At 73.0% G+C, this 16,314-nt stretch carries 10 protein-coding genes; 3 read left to right on the plus strand and 7 right to left on the minus strand.

From position 1 onward, the window contains the following. Positions 1-40: 40 nt before the first annotated feature. From gnd to tkt, 6 genes are read right to left on the minus strand one after another with little or no spacing between them, the layout of a single operon-like run. Positions 41-925: a phosphogluconate dehydrogenase (NAD(+)-dependent, decarboxylating) gene (gnd, locus tag ABZ854_RS25945; protein ID WP_361214925.1), complete on the minus strand. Its 885-nt coding sequence runs from the start codon at positions 923-925 to the stop codon at positions 41-43. A 1-nt stretch (position 926) separates the two neighbouring features. Further along, on the minus strand, positions 927-2,573 hold the full coding sequence (gene pgi, locus ABZ854_RS25950) for a glucose-6-phosphate isomerase (protein ID WP_361214927.1): 1,647 nt from the start codon (positions 2,571-2,573) through the stop codon (positions 927-929). After that, a complete protein-coding gene (opcA, locus tag ABZ854_RS25955; protein WP_361214929.1) occupies positions 2,573-3,499 on the minus strand; it encodes a glucose-6-phosphate dehydrogenase assembly protein OpcA in 927 nt (308 codons plus the stop codon). Before opcA ends, pgi begins: the two co-directional genes overlap by 1 nt. Beyond that, positions 3,496-5,082, minus strand: a complete 1,587-nt coding sequence (gene zwf / locus ABZ854_RS25960; RefSeq protein ID WP_361214931.1) for a glucose-6-phosphate dehydrogenase — start codon at positions 5,080-5,082, stop codon at positions 3,496-3,498. The genes opcA and zwf overlap by 4 nt, the downstream gene beginning before the upstream one ends. After that, complete coding sequence (gene tal / locus ABZ854_RS25965) at positions 5,079-6,248, minus strand: transaldolase (RefSeq protein ID WP_361214933.1); 1,170 nt, start codon at positions 6,246-6,248, stop codon at positions 5,079-5,081. Before tal ends, zwf begins: the two co-directional genes overlap by 4 nt. A gap of 19 nt (positions 6,249-6,267) precedes the next feature. Next, entirely contained in the window at positions 6,268-8,352 is a 2,085-nt protein-coding gene (gene tkt, locus ABZ854_RS25970; protein WP_361214935.1) for a transketolase, read from the minus strand. Positions 8,353-8,529: 177 nt separating this feature from the next. Between tkt and ABZ854_RS25975 the strand changes: the two genes are divergently transcribed. Next, the gene (locus ABZ854_RS25975; protein ID WP_361214937.1) at positions 8,530-9,444 is read left to right on the plus strand and encodes an AraC family transcriptional regulator; all 915 of its coding nucleotides are present in this window, start codon (positions 8,530-8,532) and stop codon (positions 9,442-9,444) included. Between the two features lie 75 nt (positions 9,445-9,519). On the opposite strand, the gene ABZ854_RS25980 is transcribed toward ABZ854_RS25975, so the two are convergent. Then, positions 9,520-10,950, minus strand: a complete 1,431-nt coding sequence (locus tag ABZ854_RS25980) for a glycoside hydrolase family 16 protein (RefSeq protein ID WP_361214939.1) — start codon at positions 10,948-10,950, stop codon at positions 9,520-9,522. Between the two features lie 735 nt (positions 10,951-11,685). Between ABZ854_RS25980 and ABZ854_RS25985 the strand changes: the two genes are divergently transcribed. Together ABZ854_RS25985 and ABZ854_RS25990 are read left to right on the plus strand one after the other, a co-directional pair. Continuing rightward, entirely contained in the window at positions 11,686-14,370 is a 2,685-nt protein-coding gene (locus ABZ854_RS25985; RefSeq protein WP_361214941.1) for an FAD/NAD(P)-binding protein, read from the plus strand. A gap of 595 nt (positions 14,371-14,965) precedes the next feature. Beyond that, positions 14,966-16,303 carry a 6-phospho-beta-glucosidase gene (locus tag ABZ854_RS25990; RefSeq protein WP_361214943.1) on the plus strand — a complete coding sequence of 446 codons (1,338 nt, stop codon included), beginning with the start codon at positions 14,966-14,968 and terminating at the stop codon, positions 16,301-16,303. The last annotated feature ends 11 nt before the right edge of the window (positions 16,304-16,314 follow it).

Here is a 16,314-nt window from a genome sequence, read left to right on the forward strand (position 1 = left end):
GCCTCATGACCCGGGCCCGGGTCATGAGGCCCCCCACTGGTCAGCCCTTCTGCGCCGACTCGACGGCGTGGCCGCCGAACTGGTTGCGCAGCGCCGCGACCATCTTCATCTGCGGCGAGTCGTCCTGCCGGGAGGCGAACCGGGCGAACAGGGACGCGGTGATCGCCGGCAGCGGTACGGCGTTGTCGATGGCCGCCTCGACCGTCCAGCGGCCCTCCCCGGAGTCCTCCGCGTACCCGCGCAGCTTGTCCAGGTGGTCGTCGTCGTCCAGGGCGTTGACCGCGAGGTCCAGCAGCCAGGAGCGGATGACGGTGCCCTCCTGCCAGGAGCGGAACACCTCGCGCACGTTGTTCACCGAGGACACCTTCTCCAGCAGCTCCCAGCCCTCGGCGTAGGCCTGCATCATGGCGTACTCGATGCCGTTGTGGACCATCTTGGAGAAGTGCCCGGCGCCGACCTTGCCCGCGTGGACGTAGCCGTACGGCCCCTCGGGCTTGAGCGCGTCGAAGATCGGCTGGAGCCGTTCCACGTGCTGCTTGTCGCCGCCGACCATGAGGGCGTAGCCGTTCTGCAGGCCCCACACGCCGCCGGAGACGCCCGCGTCGACGAAGCCGATGCCCTTGATGCCGAGTTCGGCGGCGTGCTTCTCGTCGTCGGTCCAGCGGGAGTTGCCGCCGTCGACGACGGTGTCGCCGTCGTCGAGGAGTTCCCCCAGTTCGTCGATGACGGACTGGGTGGCGTGCCCGGCGGGGACCATCACCCAGACGGTGCGGGGCGCGTAGAGCTTCTCGACGAGTTCGGCGAGGTCCTTGACGTCGGAGAGCGCGGGATCGCGGTCGTAGCCGATGACGGTGTGGTCGGCGCGGCGGATGCGCTCGCGCATGTTGCCGCCCATCTTGCCGAGACCGATGAGACCGAGTTGCATGTCAGTTCACTTCCCTGGTGGTGCGGTAGGCGGCGACGAGGGCCGTGGTGGAGGCGTCCAGACCGGGGACGTCGGCGCCCCGGGTGAGGGCGGGTTCGACGCGCTTGGCGAGGACCTTGCCCAGTTCCACGCCCCACTGGTCGAAGGAGTCGATGTTCCAGACCGCGCCCTGCGTGAACACCTTGTGCTCGTAGAGGGCGACCAGCTGGCCGAGGACCGACGGGGTCAGCTCGGTGGCGAGGACGGTCGTGGTCGGGTGGCCGCCGTGGAAGGTGCGGTGCGGGACCTGCTCCTCGGGCACGCCCTCCGCGCGGACCTCCTCGGCGCTCTTGCCGAAGGCGAGGGCCTGCGTCTGGGCGAAGAAGTTGGCCATCAACAGGTCGTGCTGGGCGGCGAGTTCACCGCTCAGCTCGGCGACCGGGCGGACGAAGCCGATGAAGTCGGCCGGGATCAGCCTGGTGCCCTGGTGGATCAACTGGTAGTAGGCGTGCTGCCCGTTGGTGCCGGGCGTGCCCCACACCACCGGCCCGGTCTGCCAGTTCACCGGTTCGCCGCCCCGCCGCACCGACTTGCCGTTGGACTCCATGTCCAGCTGCTGGAGGTACGCGGTGAACCGGGAGAGGTAGTGGCTGTACGGCAGCACCGCGTGCGACTGGGCGTCGTGGAAGTTGCCGTACCAGATGCCCAGCAGCCCCATCAGCAGCGGGGCGTTGGCCTCGGCGGGCGCGGTGCGGAAGTGCTCGTCGACCAGGTGGAAACCGTCGAGCATCTCCCGGAACCGGTCCGGGCCGACGGCGATCATCAGAGAGAGGCCGATCGCCGAGTCGTACGAGTAGCGGCCGCCGACCCAGTCCCAGAACTCGAACATGTTGTCCGGGTCGATGCCGAACTCCGTGACCTTCTCCGCGTTCGTCGACAGCGCCACGAAGTGCCGGGCGACGGCCTTCTCGTCACCGTCCAGCCCGGCGAGCAGCCAGGAGCGGGCCGAGGTCGCGTTGGTGATCGTCTCGATCGTGGTGAACGTCTTGGACGCGACGACGAACAGCGTCTCGGCCGGGTCCAGGTCGCGGGTCGCCTCGTGCAGGTCGGCGCCGTCCACGTTGGAGACGAACCGGACGGTCAGCGAGCGGTCCGTGAAGGCGCGCAGCGCCTCGTACGCCATCGCCGGGCCCAGGTCGGAACCGCCGATGCCGATGTTGACCACGTTCCTGATGCGCTGGCCGGTGTGGCCCGTCCAGGCGCCGGAGCGGACCCGTTCGGCGAAGCCGGCCATCTTGTCCAGCACGGCGTGCACGTGCGGCACCACGTTCTCGCCGTCGACCTCGACCACCGCGTCGCGCGGGGCGCGCAGCGCGGTGTGCAGGACGGCCCGGCCCTCGGTGACGTTGATCCGCTCGCCGCGGAACATGGCGTCCCGCAGCCCGAACACGTCGGTGGCGGCGGCGAGTTCGCGCAGCAGCCGCAGGGTCTCGTCGGTGACGAGGTGCTTGCTGTAGTCGATGTACAGGTCGCCGACGCGGACGGCGTAGCGCTCGGCGCGGCCGGGGTCCGTCGCGAACAGCTCGCGCAGGGACGGCAGGCCCGCGTCGCGGTGGGCGGCGAGGGCCGCCCACTCGGGGCGTGCCGTGAGCGCGGGGGAGGGGGACATCAGGCGTTCTCCTTGGCGGCCTCGCCCCGCAGGGCGACGGCGTACATCTCGTCGGCGTCGAGGCGCCGCAGCTCCTCGGCGATCAGTTCGGACGTGGGGCGGACCTTCAGGGCGAGGGTCCGCGGGGGCTGGCCGGGCAGGGTCAGCGTGGCGAGGGGGCCCTCGGGCCGGTCGATGACGATCTCGCCGCCCGCGGTGCCCAGGCGCACGGCCGTGACGACCGGCCCGGCCGTGACCACCCGCTCCACCGGGACGCCGAGGCGGGCCTCCAGCCAGCGGGAGAGCAGTTCGGCGCTGGGGTTCTCCGCCTCCGCCTCCACCGCCGCCGACGTCACCTTCACCCGCGCCTGGTCCAGGGCGGCGGCCAGCATCGACCGCCACGGGGTGAGCCGGGTCCAGGCCAGGTCGGTGTCGCCGGGTGCGTAGTTGCGGACCCGGGTCTGGAGCATCTCCAGGGGGCGCTCGGAGGCGTACAGGTCGGTGATCCGGCGCTGGGCGAGCGTGCCGAGCGGGTCCGCGGACGGGGTGTCGGGCGCGTCCACCGGCCACCACACCACCACCGGCGCGTCCGGCAGCAACAGCGGCAGGACCACCGAGTCGGCGTGGTCGGTGACGTCGCCGTACGTCCGCAGGACGACCGTCTCGCCGGTGCCTGCCTCGGAGCCGACCCGCACCTCGGCGTCGAGCCGGGAGTGGGTGCGGTCGCGCAGGGTGCGGGCGTGCCGCTTGATGACGACCAGGGTCCGTGAGGGATGCTCGTGCGAGGCCTCCTCGGCCGCCCGGATCGAGTCGTACGCGTTCTCCTCGTCCGTGACGATGACCATCGTCAGGACCATGCCCACGGCCGGGGTGCCCAGGGCCCGGCGGCCCCGCACCAGCGCCTTGTTGATCTTGCTTGCCGTGGTGTCGGTCAGGTCGATCTTCATGGCCTGCGCCAGCTCCGTCCGTCTCGTGCGAGCATCTCGTCCGCTTCCCTCGGTCCCCAGCTGCCCGACGCGTACGGGGCCGGCCTGCCGTGCTTGGCCCAGTACCGCTCGATCGGGTCGAGGATCTGCCAGGACTCTTCCACCTCCTGGTGCCGGGGGAACAAATTCGCGTCGCCGAGGAGTACGTCCAGGATGAGCCGCTCGTACGCCTCCGGGCTCGACTCGGTGAACGACTCGCCGTAGGCGAAGTCCATCGACACGTCCCGGATCTCCATCGAGGTGCCGGGCACCTTGGAGCCGAACCGGACGGTCATGCCCTCGTCCGGCTGGACCCGGATGACGATGGCGTTCTGGCCCAGTTCCTCGGTGGCCGTGGAGTCGAACGGGGAGTGCGGGGCCCGCTGGAAGACGACCGCGATCTCCGTCACCCGGCGGCCGAGCCGCTTCCCGGCGCGGAGGTAGAACGGCACGCCCGCCCAGCGGCGGTTGTCGATGCCGAGCTTGATCGCCGCGTACGTGTCCGTCTTCGACGTGGGGTCGATGCCGTCCTCTTCGAGGTAGCCGGCCACCTTCTCGCCGCCCTGCCAGCCCGCCGCGTACTGGCCCCGCACGGTGTGCCGGCCGAGGTCCTGGGGCAGCCGCACCGACTTCAGGACCTTCAGCTTCTCGGTGAGCAGCGCCTCCGCGTCGAACGCGATCGGCTCCTCCATCGCGGTGAGCGCCATCAATTGCAGCAGGTGGTTCTGGATGACGTCCCGGGCGGCACCGATGCCGTCGTAGTAGCCGGCCCGGCCGCCGATCCCGATGTCCTCGGCCATGGTGATCTGCACGTGGTCGACGTAACTGCGGTTCCAGATCGGCTCGTACATCTGGTTGGCGAAGCGCAGCGCCAGGATGTTCTGGACGGTCTCCTTGCCGAGGTAGTGGTCGATGCGGAACACCTGGTCCGGCTCGAACACGTCGTGCAGGATGGCGTTGAGGTCGCAGGCGCTGTCCAGGTCGTGCCCGAACGGCTTCTCGATGACCGCGCGCCGCCAGGCGCCCGGCGGCGGGCTCGCCAGGCCGTGCTTCTTCAGCTGCTGGACGACCTTCGGGAAGAACTTCGGCGGCACCGACAGGTAGAACGCGAAGTTGCCGCCGGTGCCCCGGGAGGCGTTCAGCTCCTCGACGGCGTCCTTGAGCTGTTTGAACGCGGTGTCGTCGTCGAAGTCGCCCGGGATGAACCGCATGCCCTCGGCGAGCTGCTGCCAGACCTCCTCGCGGAACGGGGTGCGGGAGTGCTCGCGCACCGCGTCGTGCACGACCTGCGCAAAGTCCTGGTCCTCCCAGTCCCGGCGGGCGAAGCCGACCAGCGAGAAACCCGGCGGCAGCAGACCGCGGTTGGCCAGGTCGTACACGGCCGGCATCAGCTTCTTGCGGGACAGGTCGCCGGTCACCCCGAAGATGACCAGCCCCGACGGGCCGGCGATCCGGGGGAGCCGGCGGTCGCCGGTGTCCCGCAGCGGGTTCACCCAGTCGGCCGCCGGGCCGACGGGCACCCGCACCGCCTCCTCGGCGGGGGCCTGCGTTGCCTGGTCGGTCATGACGCGTCAACTCCCTTGCTCTCCAGGGCCGCCGCGACGGCGTCCAGCAGGTCCTGCCAGGCCGTCTCGAACTTGGCCACGCCCTCGTCCTCCAGCTGCCGCACGACCTCGTCGTAGGAGACGCCGAGCCGTCCGACGGCGGCCAGGTCGGCGCGGGCCTGCTCGTAGCCGCCGGTCACGGTGTCTCCGGTGATCACGCCGTGGTCGGCCGTGGCGGCCAGGGTGGCCTCGGGCATGGTGTTGACCGTGCCGGGGGCGACCAGCTCGTCGACGTACAGCGTGTCCTTGTATGCGGGGTCCTTCACACCGGTGGACGCCCACAGCGGGCGCTGCGCGTGGGCGCCCTCGGCGGCGAGGGCGCGCCAGCGGTCGTCGGCGGGGGCTCCACCGCCGGTGGAGCCGAACACCTGCTCGTACGCCGCGTACGCCAGCCGGGCGTTGGCGAGGGCCGCCCGGCCCTTGAGCGCCAGGGCCTCCGGGCTGCCGAGGGCGGTCAGCCGCCTGTCGATCTCGGTGTCCACGCGGGAGACGAAGAAGGACGCCACGGAGTGGATCGTGGACAGGTCCAGGCCCCGCGCGCGGGCCCGCTCCAGCCCGGCCAGGTAGGCGTCCATGACCTCGCGGTAGCGCTCCAGGGAGAAGATCAGCGTGACGTTGACGCTGATACCCAGCCCGATGACCTCGGTGATGGCCGGCAGGCCCGCACGGGTAGCCGGAATCTTGATCATCGCGTTGGGGCGGTCGACGAGCCAGGCGAGCTGCTTGGCCTCGGCGACGGTCGCCTCGGTGTGGTGGGCGAGGCGCGGGTCGACCTCGATGGAGACCCGGCCGTCGCGCCCCTCGGATGCGATGTATACAGAATGCAGAATATCGGCGGCGGAGCGCACGTCGGCGGTCGTCATCATCCGGACGGCCTCGTCCACCGTCACCCGGCGCGCGGCCAGCTCGCGGAGCTGCTCCTCGTAGCCCTCGCCGGAGCCCATGGCGGCCTGGAAGATCGACGGGTTGGTGGTCACGCCGACGACGCCCGCGTCGTCGACGAGCCGGGCCAGCGCGCCCGAGGCGATCCGGGTGCGCGACAGGTCGTCCAGCCAGATCGAGACTCCCTCGTCGGCGAGGCGCTTGAGGGCTCCCGGTGTGGCGATAGCTTCGGTCACAGTCATCATCTTTCTCGTCACGTGCGGATCAGGCGCGCGCGGCGGCCAGCGCGTCGCGGGCCGCCGCGGCCACGTTCTCGGGGGTGAAGCCGAACTCGGCGAACAGCGTGGCGGCGTCGGCGGAGGCCCCGAAGTGCTCCAGGGACACGATCCGGCCCGCGTCACCGACGTACCGGTGCCAGGTCAGTCCGATGCCGGCCTCCACCGCGACCCGGGCCCGCACTGCCGGCGGCAGCACGGCCTCCCGGTAGGCGCGCGGCTGCTCCTCGAACCACTCCACGCACGGCATCGACACCACCCGCGTGCCGATCCCGCCGGCCTCCAGTTCCTCGCGCGCGGCCACCGCGAGCTGCACCTCGGACCCCGTCGCGATGACGATCACCTCCGGGACCTCGGTCGAGGACTCGCGCAGCACGTAGCCGCCCTTGGCCGCGTCCTCGCGGGGCGCGTACGTCGGCACGCCCTGGCGGGTCAGCGCGAGCCCGTGCGGGGCGGGGCAGGTGGCGTGCCTCTTCAGGATCTCGGCCCAGACGACCGAGGTCTCGTTGGCGTCGGCCGGGCGGACGACGTTCAGGCCCGGGATCGCCCGCAGCGACGCCAGGTGCTCGACCGGCTGGTGCGTGGGCCCGTCCTCGCCGAGACCGACGGAATCGTGCGTCCACACGTACGTCACCGGCAGCTGCATCAGCGCCGACATCCGCACCGCGTTGCGCATGTAGTCGGAGAACACCAGGAAGGTGCCGCCGTAGATCCGGGTGTTGCCGTGCAGCGCGACGCCGTTCATCGCGGCGGCCATCGAGAACTCGCGGATCCCGAAGTGCACCGTACGGCCGTACGGGTCGGCGCCGGGCAGCGGATTGCCCGCCGGCAGGAAGGAGCTGCCCTGGTCGATGGTGGTGTTGTTGGAGCCGGCCAGGTCGGCCGAGCCGCCCCACAGCTCCGGCAGCACCGGGCCGAGCGCCTGCAGCACCTTGCCCGAGGCGGCGCGGGTGGCGACCGGCCTGTCCTCCTCGAACACCGGCAGCGCGTCCTCCCAGCCCGGGGGCAGCTCGCCCTTGCTCACCCGGTCGAACAGTTCGGCCCGTGCGGGCTGCCCGGTGCGCCAGGCGGCGATCCGCTTGTCCCAGGCCGCATGCGCCTCCGCGCCCCGGTCCAGGGCGGCGCGGGTGTGGGCGAGGACGTCGCCGTCCACCGCGAAGGTCCGCTCGGGGTCGAAGCCGAGGAGGCGCTTGGTGGCGGCGATCTCCTCCTCGCCGAGCGCCGAGCCGTGGGAGGCCTCGGTGTTCCGCGCGTTCGGGGCCGGCCACGCGATGACCGTGCGCATCGCGATGAGCGACGGTCGGCCGGTCTCGGCCCCCGCGGCCGTCAGCGCCGCGTGCAGGGCGGCCACGTCCACGTCCCCGTCGGCGGTCGGCTGTATGCGCTGGGTGTGCCAGCCGTATGCCGCGTACCGCTTCAGCACGTCCTCGGAGAAGGCGGTCGCCGTGTCGCCCTCGATGGAGATGTGGTTGTCGTCGTAGAGGAGGACCAGGTTGCCGAGCCTCTGGTGGCCGGCCAGCGAGGACGCCTCCGCGGAGACGCCCTCCTGGAGGTCGCCGTCGGAGACGATCGCCCAGACGGTGTGGTCGAAGGGGGAGGTGCCCTCGGGGGCGTCCGGGTCGAACAGGCCGCGCTCGTAGCGGGCGGCCATCGCCATGCCGACCGCGTTGGCGACGCCCTGCCCGAGCGGCCCGGTGGTGGTCTCCACGCCCGCCGTGTGCCCGTACTCGGGGTGGCCGGGCGTCTTCGAGCCGTGCGTGCGGAACGCCATCAGGTCCGCCAGTTCCAGCTCGTACCCGGCGAGGAACAGCTGCGCGTAGAGCGTCAGCGAGGTGTGCCCGGGGGACAGCACGAAGCGGTCGCGGCCGGCCCACTCCGGATCGGCCGGGTCATGACGCATCACCTTCTGAAAGATCGTGTACGCCGCCGGGGCCAGGCTCATCGCCGTGCCCGGGTGGCCGTTGCCCACCTTCTGCACCGCGTCGGCCGCGAGCAGCCGGGCGGTGTCCACCGCCCGCCGGTCCAGATCCGTCCACTCGAAGCCGTCGGAGCCTTCGGATGCTTGCGCGCTCATCTTCAAGAAGTCCTCGTTCGCTGCGGGAATCTGCGGGTTCGTCGGCCGGACGCGTTCAAAACTAAAAGTCTGACTTTTTGGAGGGAAGGTCGGCGTGTGTCAGCCTGTGGTGAATCTGGGACACCCCCGGAGGGCGCGGCGGGCGCGACAGGGCGACAGGGGCGGCACGAGAAGGACATGGCGGACAGAACGGACGAGCAGAACGCTGACGGGATCAGAACGTTCCCCTTCCCGGCCGACCGGGCCGCCGGCGGCGTCGGTATGCGGATCGGTCCGCTGGAGACCGACCGCACCTGGCACTCCGACGCCCCGCTGCACCGCGTCCACCGCATCGACTACCACGTGGTCATGCTGTTCACCACCGGTCCCGTACGGCACATGGTCGACTTCGCCACGTACGAGGCCGGCGCCGGCGACCTGTTGTGGATCCGCCCCGGACAGGTCCACCGGTTCTCCCGCGGCAGCGAGTACCGCGGAACCGTCCTGACCATGCAGCCCGGCTTTCTGCCGCGTGCCACCGTCGAGGCCACCGGCCTCTACCGCTACAACCTGCCGCCCCTGCTGCACCCCGGCCCCGCGCAACTCACCGGACTCGGAGCGGCCCTTGACCAGCTGCGCCGCGAGTACGAGGACACCACGACCCTCCCGCTCGGCCTGCACACCGCCGTGCTGCGGCACAGCCTCACCGCGTTCCTGCTGCGCCTCGCGCACCTGGCGGCCGGTCCGGAGGCGGCGGACCGGTGGCGCGCGGACGCGGCGGACACCCCCTTCACGCTCTTCCGGGACGCCGTAGAGCAGGGCTTCGCCACCAACCACAGCGTCAGCGCCTACGCCGACGGGCTGGGGTACTCGCGCCGCACCCTGGTCCGCGCGGTCCGGGCCGCGACCGGGCAGACCCCCAAGGGGTTCATCGACCGGCGCGTCGTCCTGGAGGCCAAACGCCTCCTCGCCCACACGGACCTGCCGATCGGTCGGGTGGGGGTCGCCGTGGGCTTTCCGGACGCGGCCAACTTCTCCAAGTTCTTCCACCTGCACACCGGTGTCACCCCGGTGGCGTTCCGGGCGGAGCTGGCCGGACCGGCCGGCCCGTGACGGCGAACGGCCCCGAAGGCCCGGGGGTGAGGGGCCTTCGGGGCCGCGATCGGGGTCCGGCAGGGGGTGTTGGCGTCAGTGGCCGAAGTCGAACCAGTTCACGTTCACGAAGTCGGCCGGCTGACCGCTGGTGAACGTGAGGTACACGTCGTGCGTGCCGGTCACCGCGCTGATGTTCGCCGGGATCGACCTCCAGGTCTGCCAGCCTCCGGTGTTGCCCACCGCGAAGCTGCCGATCGGTGCGTTGCTCCGGCTGTCCAGCCGTACCTCCACCAGGCCGCTGACCCCGGAGGCCGCGCCGCTCGCCACGCGCGCGGTGAACTGCCGGGCCGCCGAGGAACCGAAGTCGACGCCCTTGTAGAGCGCCCAGTCGCCGTTCGAGAGCCAGCCCATGTCCTTGCCGCCGCCGGAGTCCGACGTCGTCTCGGTGGCCACCCCGGACTGGCTGTCGTACGACTCCGCCTGGATCGCGCTGTAGGCGTCACGGTTGCCGGTGGGCGGGGGAGTGGTGCCGCCGCCACCGCCGGACGTCAGCACCTGGACGTAGTCCACGGCCATCGGGTGGTTCGGCTCGGTCCCGCTGTCGGGGCCGCCGCCGAAGGCCCCCGGGAAGCCGCCGCCCATCGCCACGTTGAGGATGATGAAGTAGCCGTGGTTCGTGGCGTTGGCCCAGGTGGTCGCGTCGACCTGGTTCGCCTTCACGGTGTGGAAGTTGACGCCGTCGAGGTAGAAGCGGATCTCCTCGGGGCTGGTCGAGCGGTCCCACTCCATCGCGTAGGTGTGGAAGCCGGCCTGGCAGGTACTGCCCGCGCAGGACGTGGAGTTGCCGATGCCGGACGTCTCGTTGCAGGGGCCGCCCGGGTTGGTGCCGCAGTGCATGGTGGCCCAGTCGGTGTTGAGGCCCTGGACGTTCTCCATGATGTCCAGCTCGCCGACGCCGGGCCAGTTCTGGTAGTTGCCCCGGAACGGCGAGCCCAGCATCCAGAACGCCGGCCAGTACCCCTTGGCGGCGGCACCGGTCACGTTCGGCATCTGGATACGGGCCTGCACGCGCAGCTTGCCGCCGGCCGGCGGCTGGAAGTCGGTGCGGTTGGTCTCGATCCGGCCGGACGTCCAGTGGCCGGAGGAGTCCCGGCGCGGCGTGATCAGCAGGTTGCCGTTGCCGTCGAGCGAGACGTTGCTGGTGGACGAGGTCATCGACTCGACCTCGCCGGTGCCCCAGTTGCCGGCGCCGCCCGGGTAGGACGTCCCGGTGTCGTACAGCCAGTTCGCCGTGTTCACGCCCGAGCCGGCCGCGCCGTTGAAGTCGTCCAGGAAGACCTGTGACCAGCCCGAAGGGGGCGTGGGCCCGGACGCGTTCGCGGGCGCGGTGGCCACCGTGGCGGCGGCCGCGGCCAGGCCGATCGTGGCGGCCACCGCGACGAGGGCACGACGGAACGAACGGGCGCGGTGCGCTCCGCCGCGGCCGGGCGACCCGGATCTGGGTATGCCGGAGGGTTCGCTCATGGGGAGGCCTCTCAGGTACGGGGAGATGTGAGGAGTGTCCTGAGAGCGCTCTCAGGACTGGCGTCAATGTGCTCTCCGGCCACCGGGCCGTCAAGACTTAAAGCAAGGAAAGTCCTTTTGTCCGGCTGGAGTTCACTCTGTGAAGCGGGGGAGTGGGGGAGGTGTCCTGGCCTCGGGCCCGGCGAAGGAGGTTGGTCCGCGGACGGGCGGGCGCGTGCGTGAGGCGGACGGGCCGCGTACGAGCGGCCGAGGGGCAGTGTTCGTGCGGTCGACGGGTCGCGTGTATACGGCGGACGGGCCGCGTGTACGCGGTGGACCGTCGCGTGCGGATCGCGGACGGGCCCCGTGGAGACGGCAGGCGGCGTGTGGGCGGCCGCCGAGCCGTATACCGTCTACGGCGGCGTGTATACATCCGGCGGGCCTCGTGCACACACCCGACGGGCAGCCCTCGTACGGCGGTTGTGGGCCATCTCCGGCGTGCCCGCGGAGTCGGCCGGAACCATGGTTGTCCCCGGTCCGGCGACTGTGACCAGAGTGGGGACACCGACCGGCGTTCCGGCCTGGACCGTGGCCCTGCGGGTGCACCTTGGCCTGCACCCCGCACCTGCGCCCCGCACCCCGCACCTGCGCCCCGCACCCCGCACCCCGCACCCCGGTCCGGCCCTCCCCAGCCCGCTCGATCGGCAGGAAGGACACCCCAGGACACGCCCGCACGCCCACCCGCCGGAGGCATCCGTGACAAAAGCGCGCAAGCGGCCCACCGTGGCCGTCGTCGGAGCGGGAGCGGCGGGCGCCCTGACCGCCGTCCAGCTCTGCGAGACGGCGACCCGCCGCCGGACCCCCCTCGACCTCGTGTTGATCGACCCAGCCCCCGAGGCCGGGCGCGGCACCGCCTACGCCACGACCGACCCCCGGCACCGCCTGAACGTGCCGGCCGGCGGTATGAGCGCCTACCCCGACGAGCCCGGACACTTCACCCGCTGGCTGTGCCGGCACGGCGAACCCCATGTCACCGCCGCCGACTTCGCGGCCCGCCACCGCTACGGCGCCTACCTCGCCGACACCCTCGGCCGGGCCATCGTCCGCGCGCAGGACACGGTCGCCGTACGACGCCTGCGCACCCGCGCCCACCACTGCTCCACCGCTACCGCCACCGCCCCCGGCGCCCGGATCACGCTGCGCCTCACCGACGCGGACGCCCTGACCGCCGACGCCGTCGTCCTCGCCACCGGACCGGCCGGGGCGGTGGCCGACTGGGCACCGCCCGCCCTGCTCGGCTCACCCCGGTTCGTCCCCGGGCCCTGGGCGCCCGGCGCCCTGGACGGACCGGCGGGCGACCACGGCGGCGACGTCCTGCTGGTCGGCAGCGGCCTGACCGCCGTCGACCTGGCCCTGGCCCTGGACCGGCCCGGCCGCCGCGTGCACGCCGTCTCCCGCAGCGGCCTGCTGCCCGAGGCGAACGCGCTCGACCCGGCCGGTGAGATGGCCGCACCCGCCCAACTGGGTCCGATGCCCCTGGACCGGCTGCGCCGCACCGTCCTTGGCCACCTGAGCCGCTCCCTGCGTGTCCACGGCGACTGGCGGCCCGCCCTGGACAGCCTCCGCCCGCACACCGCACGCCTGTGGCGCGCCCTCACGCCGGGCGAACGGGAGGAGTTCCTGGCCCGCGACGGCGCCCTGTGGAACACCCACCGCCACCGCATGGCCCCGGCCACCGCCGAGCACGTCGACCGGGCCCGCACCGCACGCCGGCTGACCGTGCACACCGGCACCGTCGCCGACGCCGTCGCCCGCGACGACGGCACCCTCACCGTCCTCCTCTCCGACGGCCGCACCCTGCACGTGAGCTGGGTGATCGACTGCACCGGCCCCGGACGCCTGCCCGACGGCCCCCTGTGGCGGGGCCTGTTCGCCGACGGCCTCGCGGTCCCCGGCCCACTCGGCATGGGCGTCGCCACCCTTGACGGCCGCCTCCTCGACGCCCACGGACGCACCCGGCTGCCGCTCCACACCCTCGGCGCACCCCGCCGGGGCGAACTGTGGGAGACCACGGCGATCCCCGAAATCCGCCTCCAGGCAGTCGAGTTGGCGGCGCGCATCCTCGCACCGGCCGCCGCGCCGCGCCGTCGGAGCCGCCGCCCGGCCGACGGACACGGGCTGCCCCTGTCCACGCACGCCGAGGCGGCCGCCGCCTACCGCACCGGCCTCGACCGGATCCTGAAGGTACGTTCCGGCGCCGGGGACGCCCTCGCCCGCGCGGTCGCCCTGGACCCCGGCTTCGCCTTCGGCCACGCCGCCCTCGCCCTGCTCGGCCACGAGTGCGGGGCCGCCGTCGACGTGCCCCGCGCCCTCGCCGACGCCCGCCGCGGCGCCCGCGAGCGGGCCGACGAACGAGAGCGGTCCTTCGTCGACACCGTCGGCCGCCGCATCACCGGCGACGACGGCGACCGGGCCCTCGTACGGCACCTGCGCGCGCACCCGGCCGACGCGCTCGCGCTGGCCGCCGCCGTCCCCACCATCGCCTTCTCCGGCGTGCGCGACCTGGCCGCCGACGACGCCCTCGCCCTGCTCGACCTGACGTCCCCGGCCCACGACGGACACTGGTTCCACACCTCGCTGCTCGCCTTCCTCCGGCAGGGGCAGGGCCGGCTGCACGAGGCCGGTGAACTCGCCCACCGGGCGCTGGCCGCCGAACCCGGCTCCGGGCACGCCGTGCACGCCCTGGCCCACGTGCACTACGAGACCGGCGCCCACGAGGCGGGCCGCGACTGGCTGGACCGCTGGGTGGCCGGGCGCGGCCGGGGCGCCGTCCACCGGGCCCACTTCTCCTGGCACATCGCGCTGCACGAACTCGCTCTGGACGACCCGGCGGCACTGCGCAGGCGCTGGTTCGCCCAACTGGCACCCCGGCGGGTGACCGGGATACGGGCGCTCGTCGACTCCGGGTCGCTGCTGTGGCGGGCGCGGCTGAGCGACAGCTGGCCGGGCGAGCTGCCGGTGGCGGACGTCCTCGACGCCGTCGAACGGGACGTGCTGGAACACCCCGCGACCGCGTTCACCGCCCTGCACGCGGCCGTCGTCCTGACCGCCGACGGCGACCTGCCCGCGCTGCGCCGGCTCCGCGACCACGCGGCGGGCGCGGACGCGGTGCAGCGCGAGGTGATCGCCCCGCTGTGCGAGGCGTTCGCGGCCCTCGTGGAGCGGCGCTTCCACGAGGCGGCCCGCGGACTCGACGCCCTCCTGCCCGCGCTGAGCGGAGTCGGCGGCAGCGCGGCCCAGCGCGAGGTGGTGGAGGAGACCCTGCTGTACGCCCTGGTGGCCGACGGCCGCACCGACGCCGCCCGCCGCCTCCTCGACACCCGCCTCGACCGCAAACCGGCCCCACGAGACCGCCGACTGCTGGCCACCCTCCCGCGCTGACGACACCGCGACGCGGGCTGCGGTCACTGCGGTCCTGGTTCGCCGCCGGTGCCTGGCCGGCCGCTTGGTCCCGGCCGGCGGTCGGCAGGCAGGACCGGCGCGGCACGTGGTGCAGAGGGAGTCGTCGATCCCGTGCGAGACCTCGGCCTCCGCGAAACCGCGCAGCGCGGCGTTCAGGGCCTGAGCCGGGGTCACTTGCCTGAGCCCGAGGGGCCGCAGAGCAGACCGATGCCCCGTGCCCGAGGGGCCGCAGAGCAGGCCGATGCCCCGTGCCCGAGGGCGGTCCGGCCCGGTCGGTCCCCGGGCGGGGATCGGTGCACCGGTGCCAGAGCAACAGGTGGCCCGGCGGTCCTCGGGCGGGGGGCGGCGCATCGGCCCCGGGGCCGCGGGTCGCTTCGCCGGTCACCGGACGGCAGGCCGGTGCCCCAGCCCCGGGCGCCGGTCTTCGCGTCGCCGGCCCCAAGCAGCGGTCGCCTCGTCGTCGTTCCTCCGCGGCGGGTCGCCACCGGCCAGGGTGCTCGTCGGTGAAGATGGAGGGGGCGTCGAGGTGGCCGGTCGGGTGTGGTGTGGGCGGAGTGGTGGGGAAGGTGCGAGCGTGAGGCTGACCATTCTGGGCGGCGGCGGATTCCGGGTGCCGCTCGTGTACGGGGCGCTGCTGACGGACCGTGCCGAAGGCCGGGTGACCGAGGTCGTGCTGCACGACCTGGACGCCGGTCGACTGTATGCGGTGTCCCGTGTACTCGACGCGCAGGCCGTCGGTGTCCCGGACGCGCCCCGGGTGACCGCGACGACCGACCTCGACGAGGCCCTGCGCGGCGCCGACTTCGTGTTCTCCGCCATCCGCGTCGGCGGACTGCGGGGCCGTGCCGCCGACGAAAGCGTGGCCCTGGCCGAGGACGTCCTCGGCCAGGAGACGGTCGGTGCCGGCGGCATCGCCTACGGCCTGCGCACCGTACCCGTCGCCGTCGGCATCGCCCAGCGCGTCGCCCGGCTCGCGCCCGACGCCTGGGTCATCAACTTCACCAACCCGGCGGGCCTGGTCACCGAGGCCATGTCCCGCTACCTCGGCGACCGGGTCATCGGCATCTGCGACTCGCCGGTCGGCCTCGGCCGCCGCATCGCCCGCGTCCTCGGCGCCGACCCGGGCCGGGCGTCCGTCGACTACGTCGGCCTCAACCACCTCGGCTGGGTGCGTGCCCTGCGCGTCGACGGCCGCGACCAGCTGCCCCGGCTGCTCGCCGACCCCGCCCTGCTCGGCTCCTTCGAGGAGGGGCGGTTGTTCGGCGCCGACTGGCTGCGCTCCCTGGGCGCGATCCCCAACGAGTACCTGCACTACTACTACTTCAACCGGGAGGCCGTACGCGCCTATCAGCAGGCGGAGAAGACCCGCGGCGCCTTCCTCCTGGAGCAGCAGGCCCGCTTCTACGAGGAGGCCGGCCGCCCCGGCGCCCCCGCCCTGGACCTGTGGAACCGCACCCGCGCCGAACGCGAGGCCACCTACATGGCGGAGAACCGCCGAACGGCGGGCGCCGGCGAACGCGAGGACGACGACCTGTCCGGCGGCTACGAGAAGGTCGCTCTCGCCCTGATGCGGGCCGTCGCCCGCGACGAACGCACCACGCTGATCCTCAACGTCCGCAACCGCGGCACCCTGTCCGTCCTCGACGCCGACGCGGTCGTCGAGGTGCCCTGCCTGGTCGACGCGGGCGGCGCCCACCCCCTCGCCGCCGACCCGCTGCCCGGCCATGCCACCGGACTGGTCTGCTCGGTCAAGGCCGTCGAGCGCGAGGTGCTCGCCGCCGCCGAGTCCGGCTCCCGCGCCACGGCGGTGAAGGCCTTCGCCCTGCACCCGCTGATCGACTCCGTGGGCGTGGCCCGGAGCCTGGTGGAGGCGTACACCGAGGTCCACCCGGGCCTGGCGTACCTGGAGTGAGGGCCGTTCCA

This window comes from Streptomyces sp. NPDC047028, from assembly GCF_040644095.1.
Classification (GTDB): domain Bacteria; phylum Actinomycetota; class Actinomycetes; order Streptomycetales; family Streptomycetaceae; genus Streptomyces.

Bases quoted from the DNA above. Each gene is read 5' to 3' on its own strand.
- gnd (WP_361214925.1), bottom strand. From the start codon at position 925: ATGCAACTCGGTCTCATCGGTCTCGGCAAGATGGGCGGCAACATGCGC.
- pgi (WP_361214927.1), bottom strand. From the start codon at position 2,573: ATGTCCCCCTCCCCCGCGCTCACGGCACGCCCCGAGTGGGCGGCCCTC.
- opcA (WP_361214929.1), bottom strand. From the start codon at position 3,499: ATGAAGATCGACCTGACCGACACCACGGCAAGCAAGATCAACAAGGCG.
- zwf (WP_361214931.1), bottom strand. From the start codon at position 5,082: ATGACCGACCAGGCAACGCAGGCCCCCGCCGAGGAGGCGGTGCGGGTG.
- tal (WP_361214933.1), bottom strand. From the start codon at position 6,248: ATGATGACTGTGACCGAAGCTATCGCCACACCGGGAGCCCTCAAGCGC.
- tkt (WP_361214935.1), bottom strand. From the start codon at position 8,352: ATGAGCGCGCAAGCATCCGAAGGCTCCGACGGCTTCGAGTGGACGGAT.
- ABZ854_RS25975 (WP_361214937.1), top strand. From the start codon at position 8,530: ATGGCGGACAGAACGGACGAGCAGAACGCTGACGGGATCAGAACGTTC.
- ABZ854_RS25980 (WP_361214939.1), bottom strand. From the start codon at position 10,950: ATGAGCGAACCCTCCGGCATACCCAGATCCGGGTCGCCCGGCCGCGGC.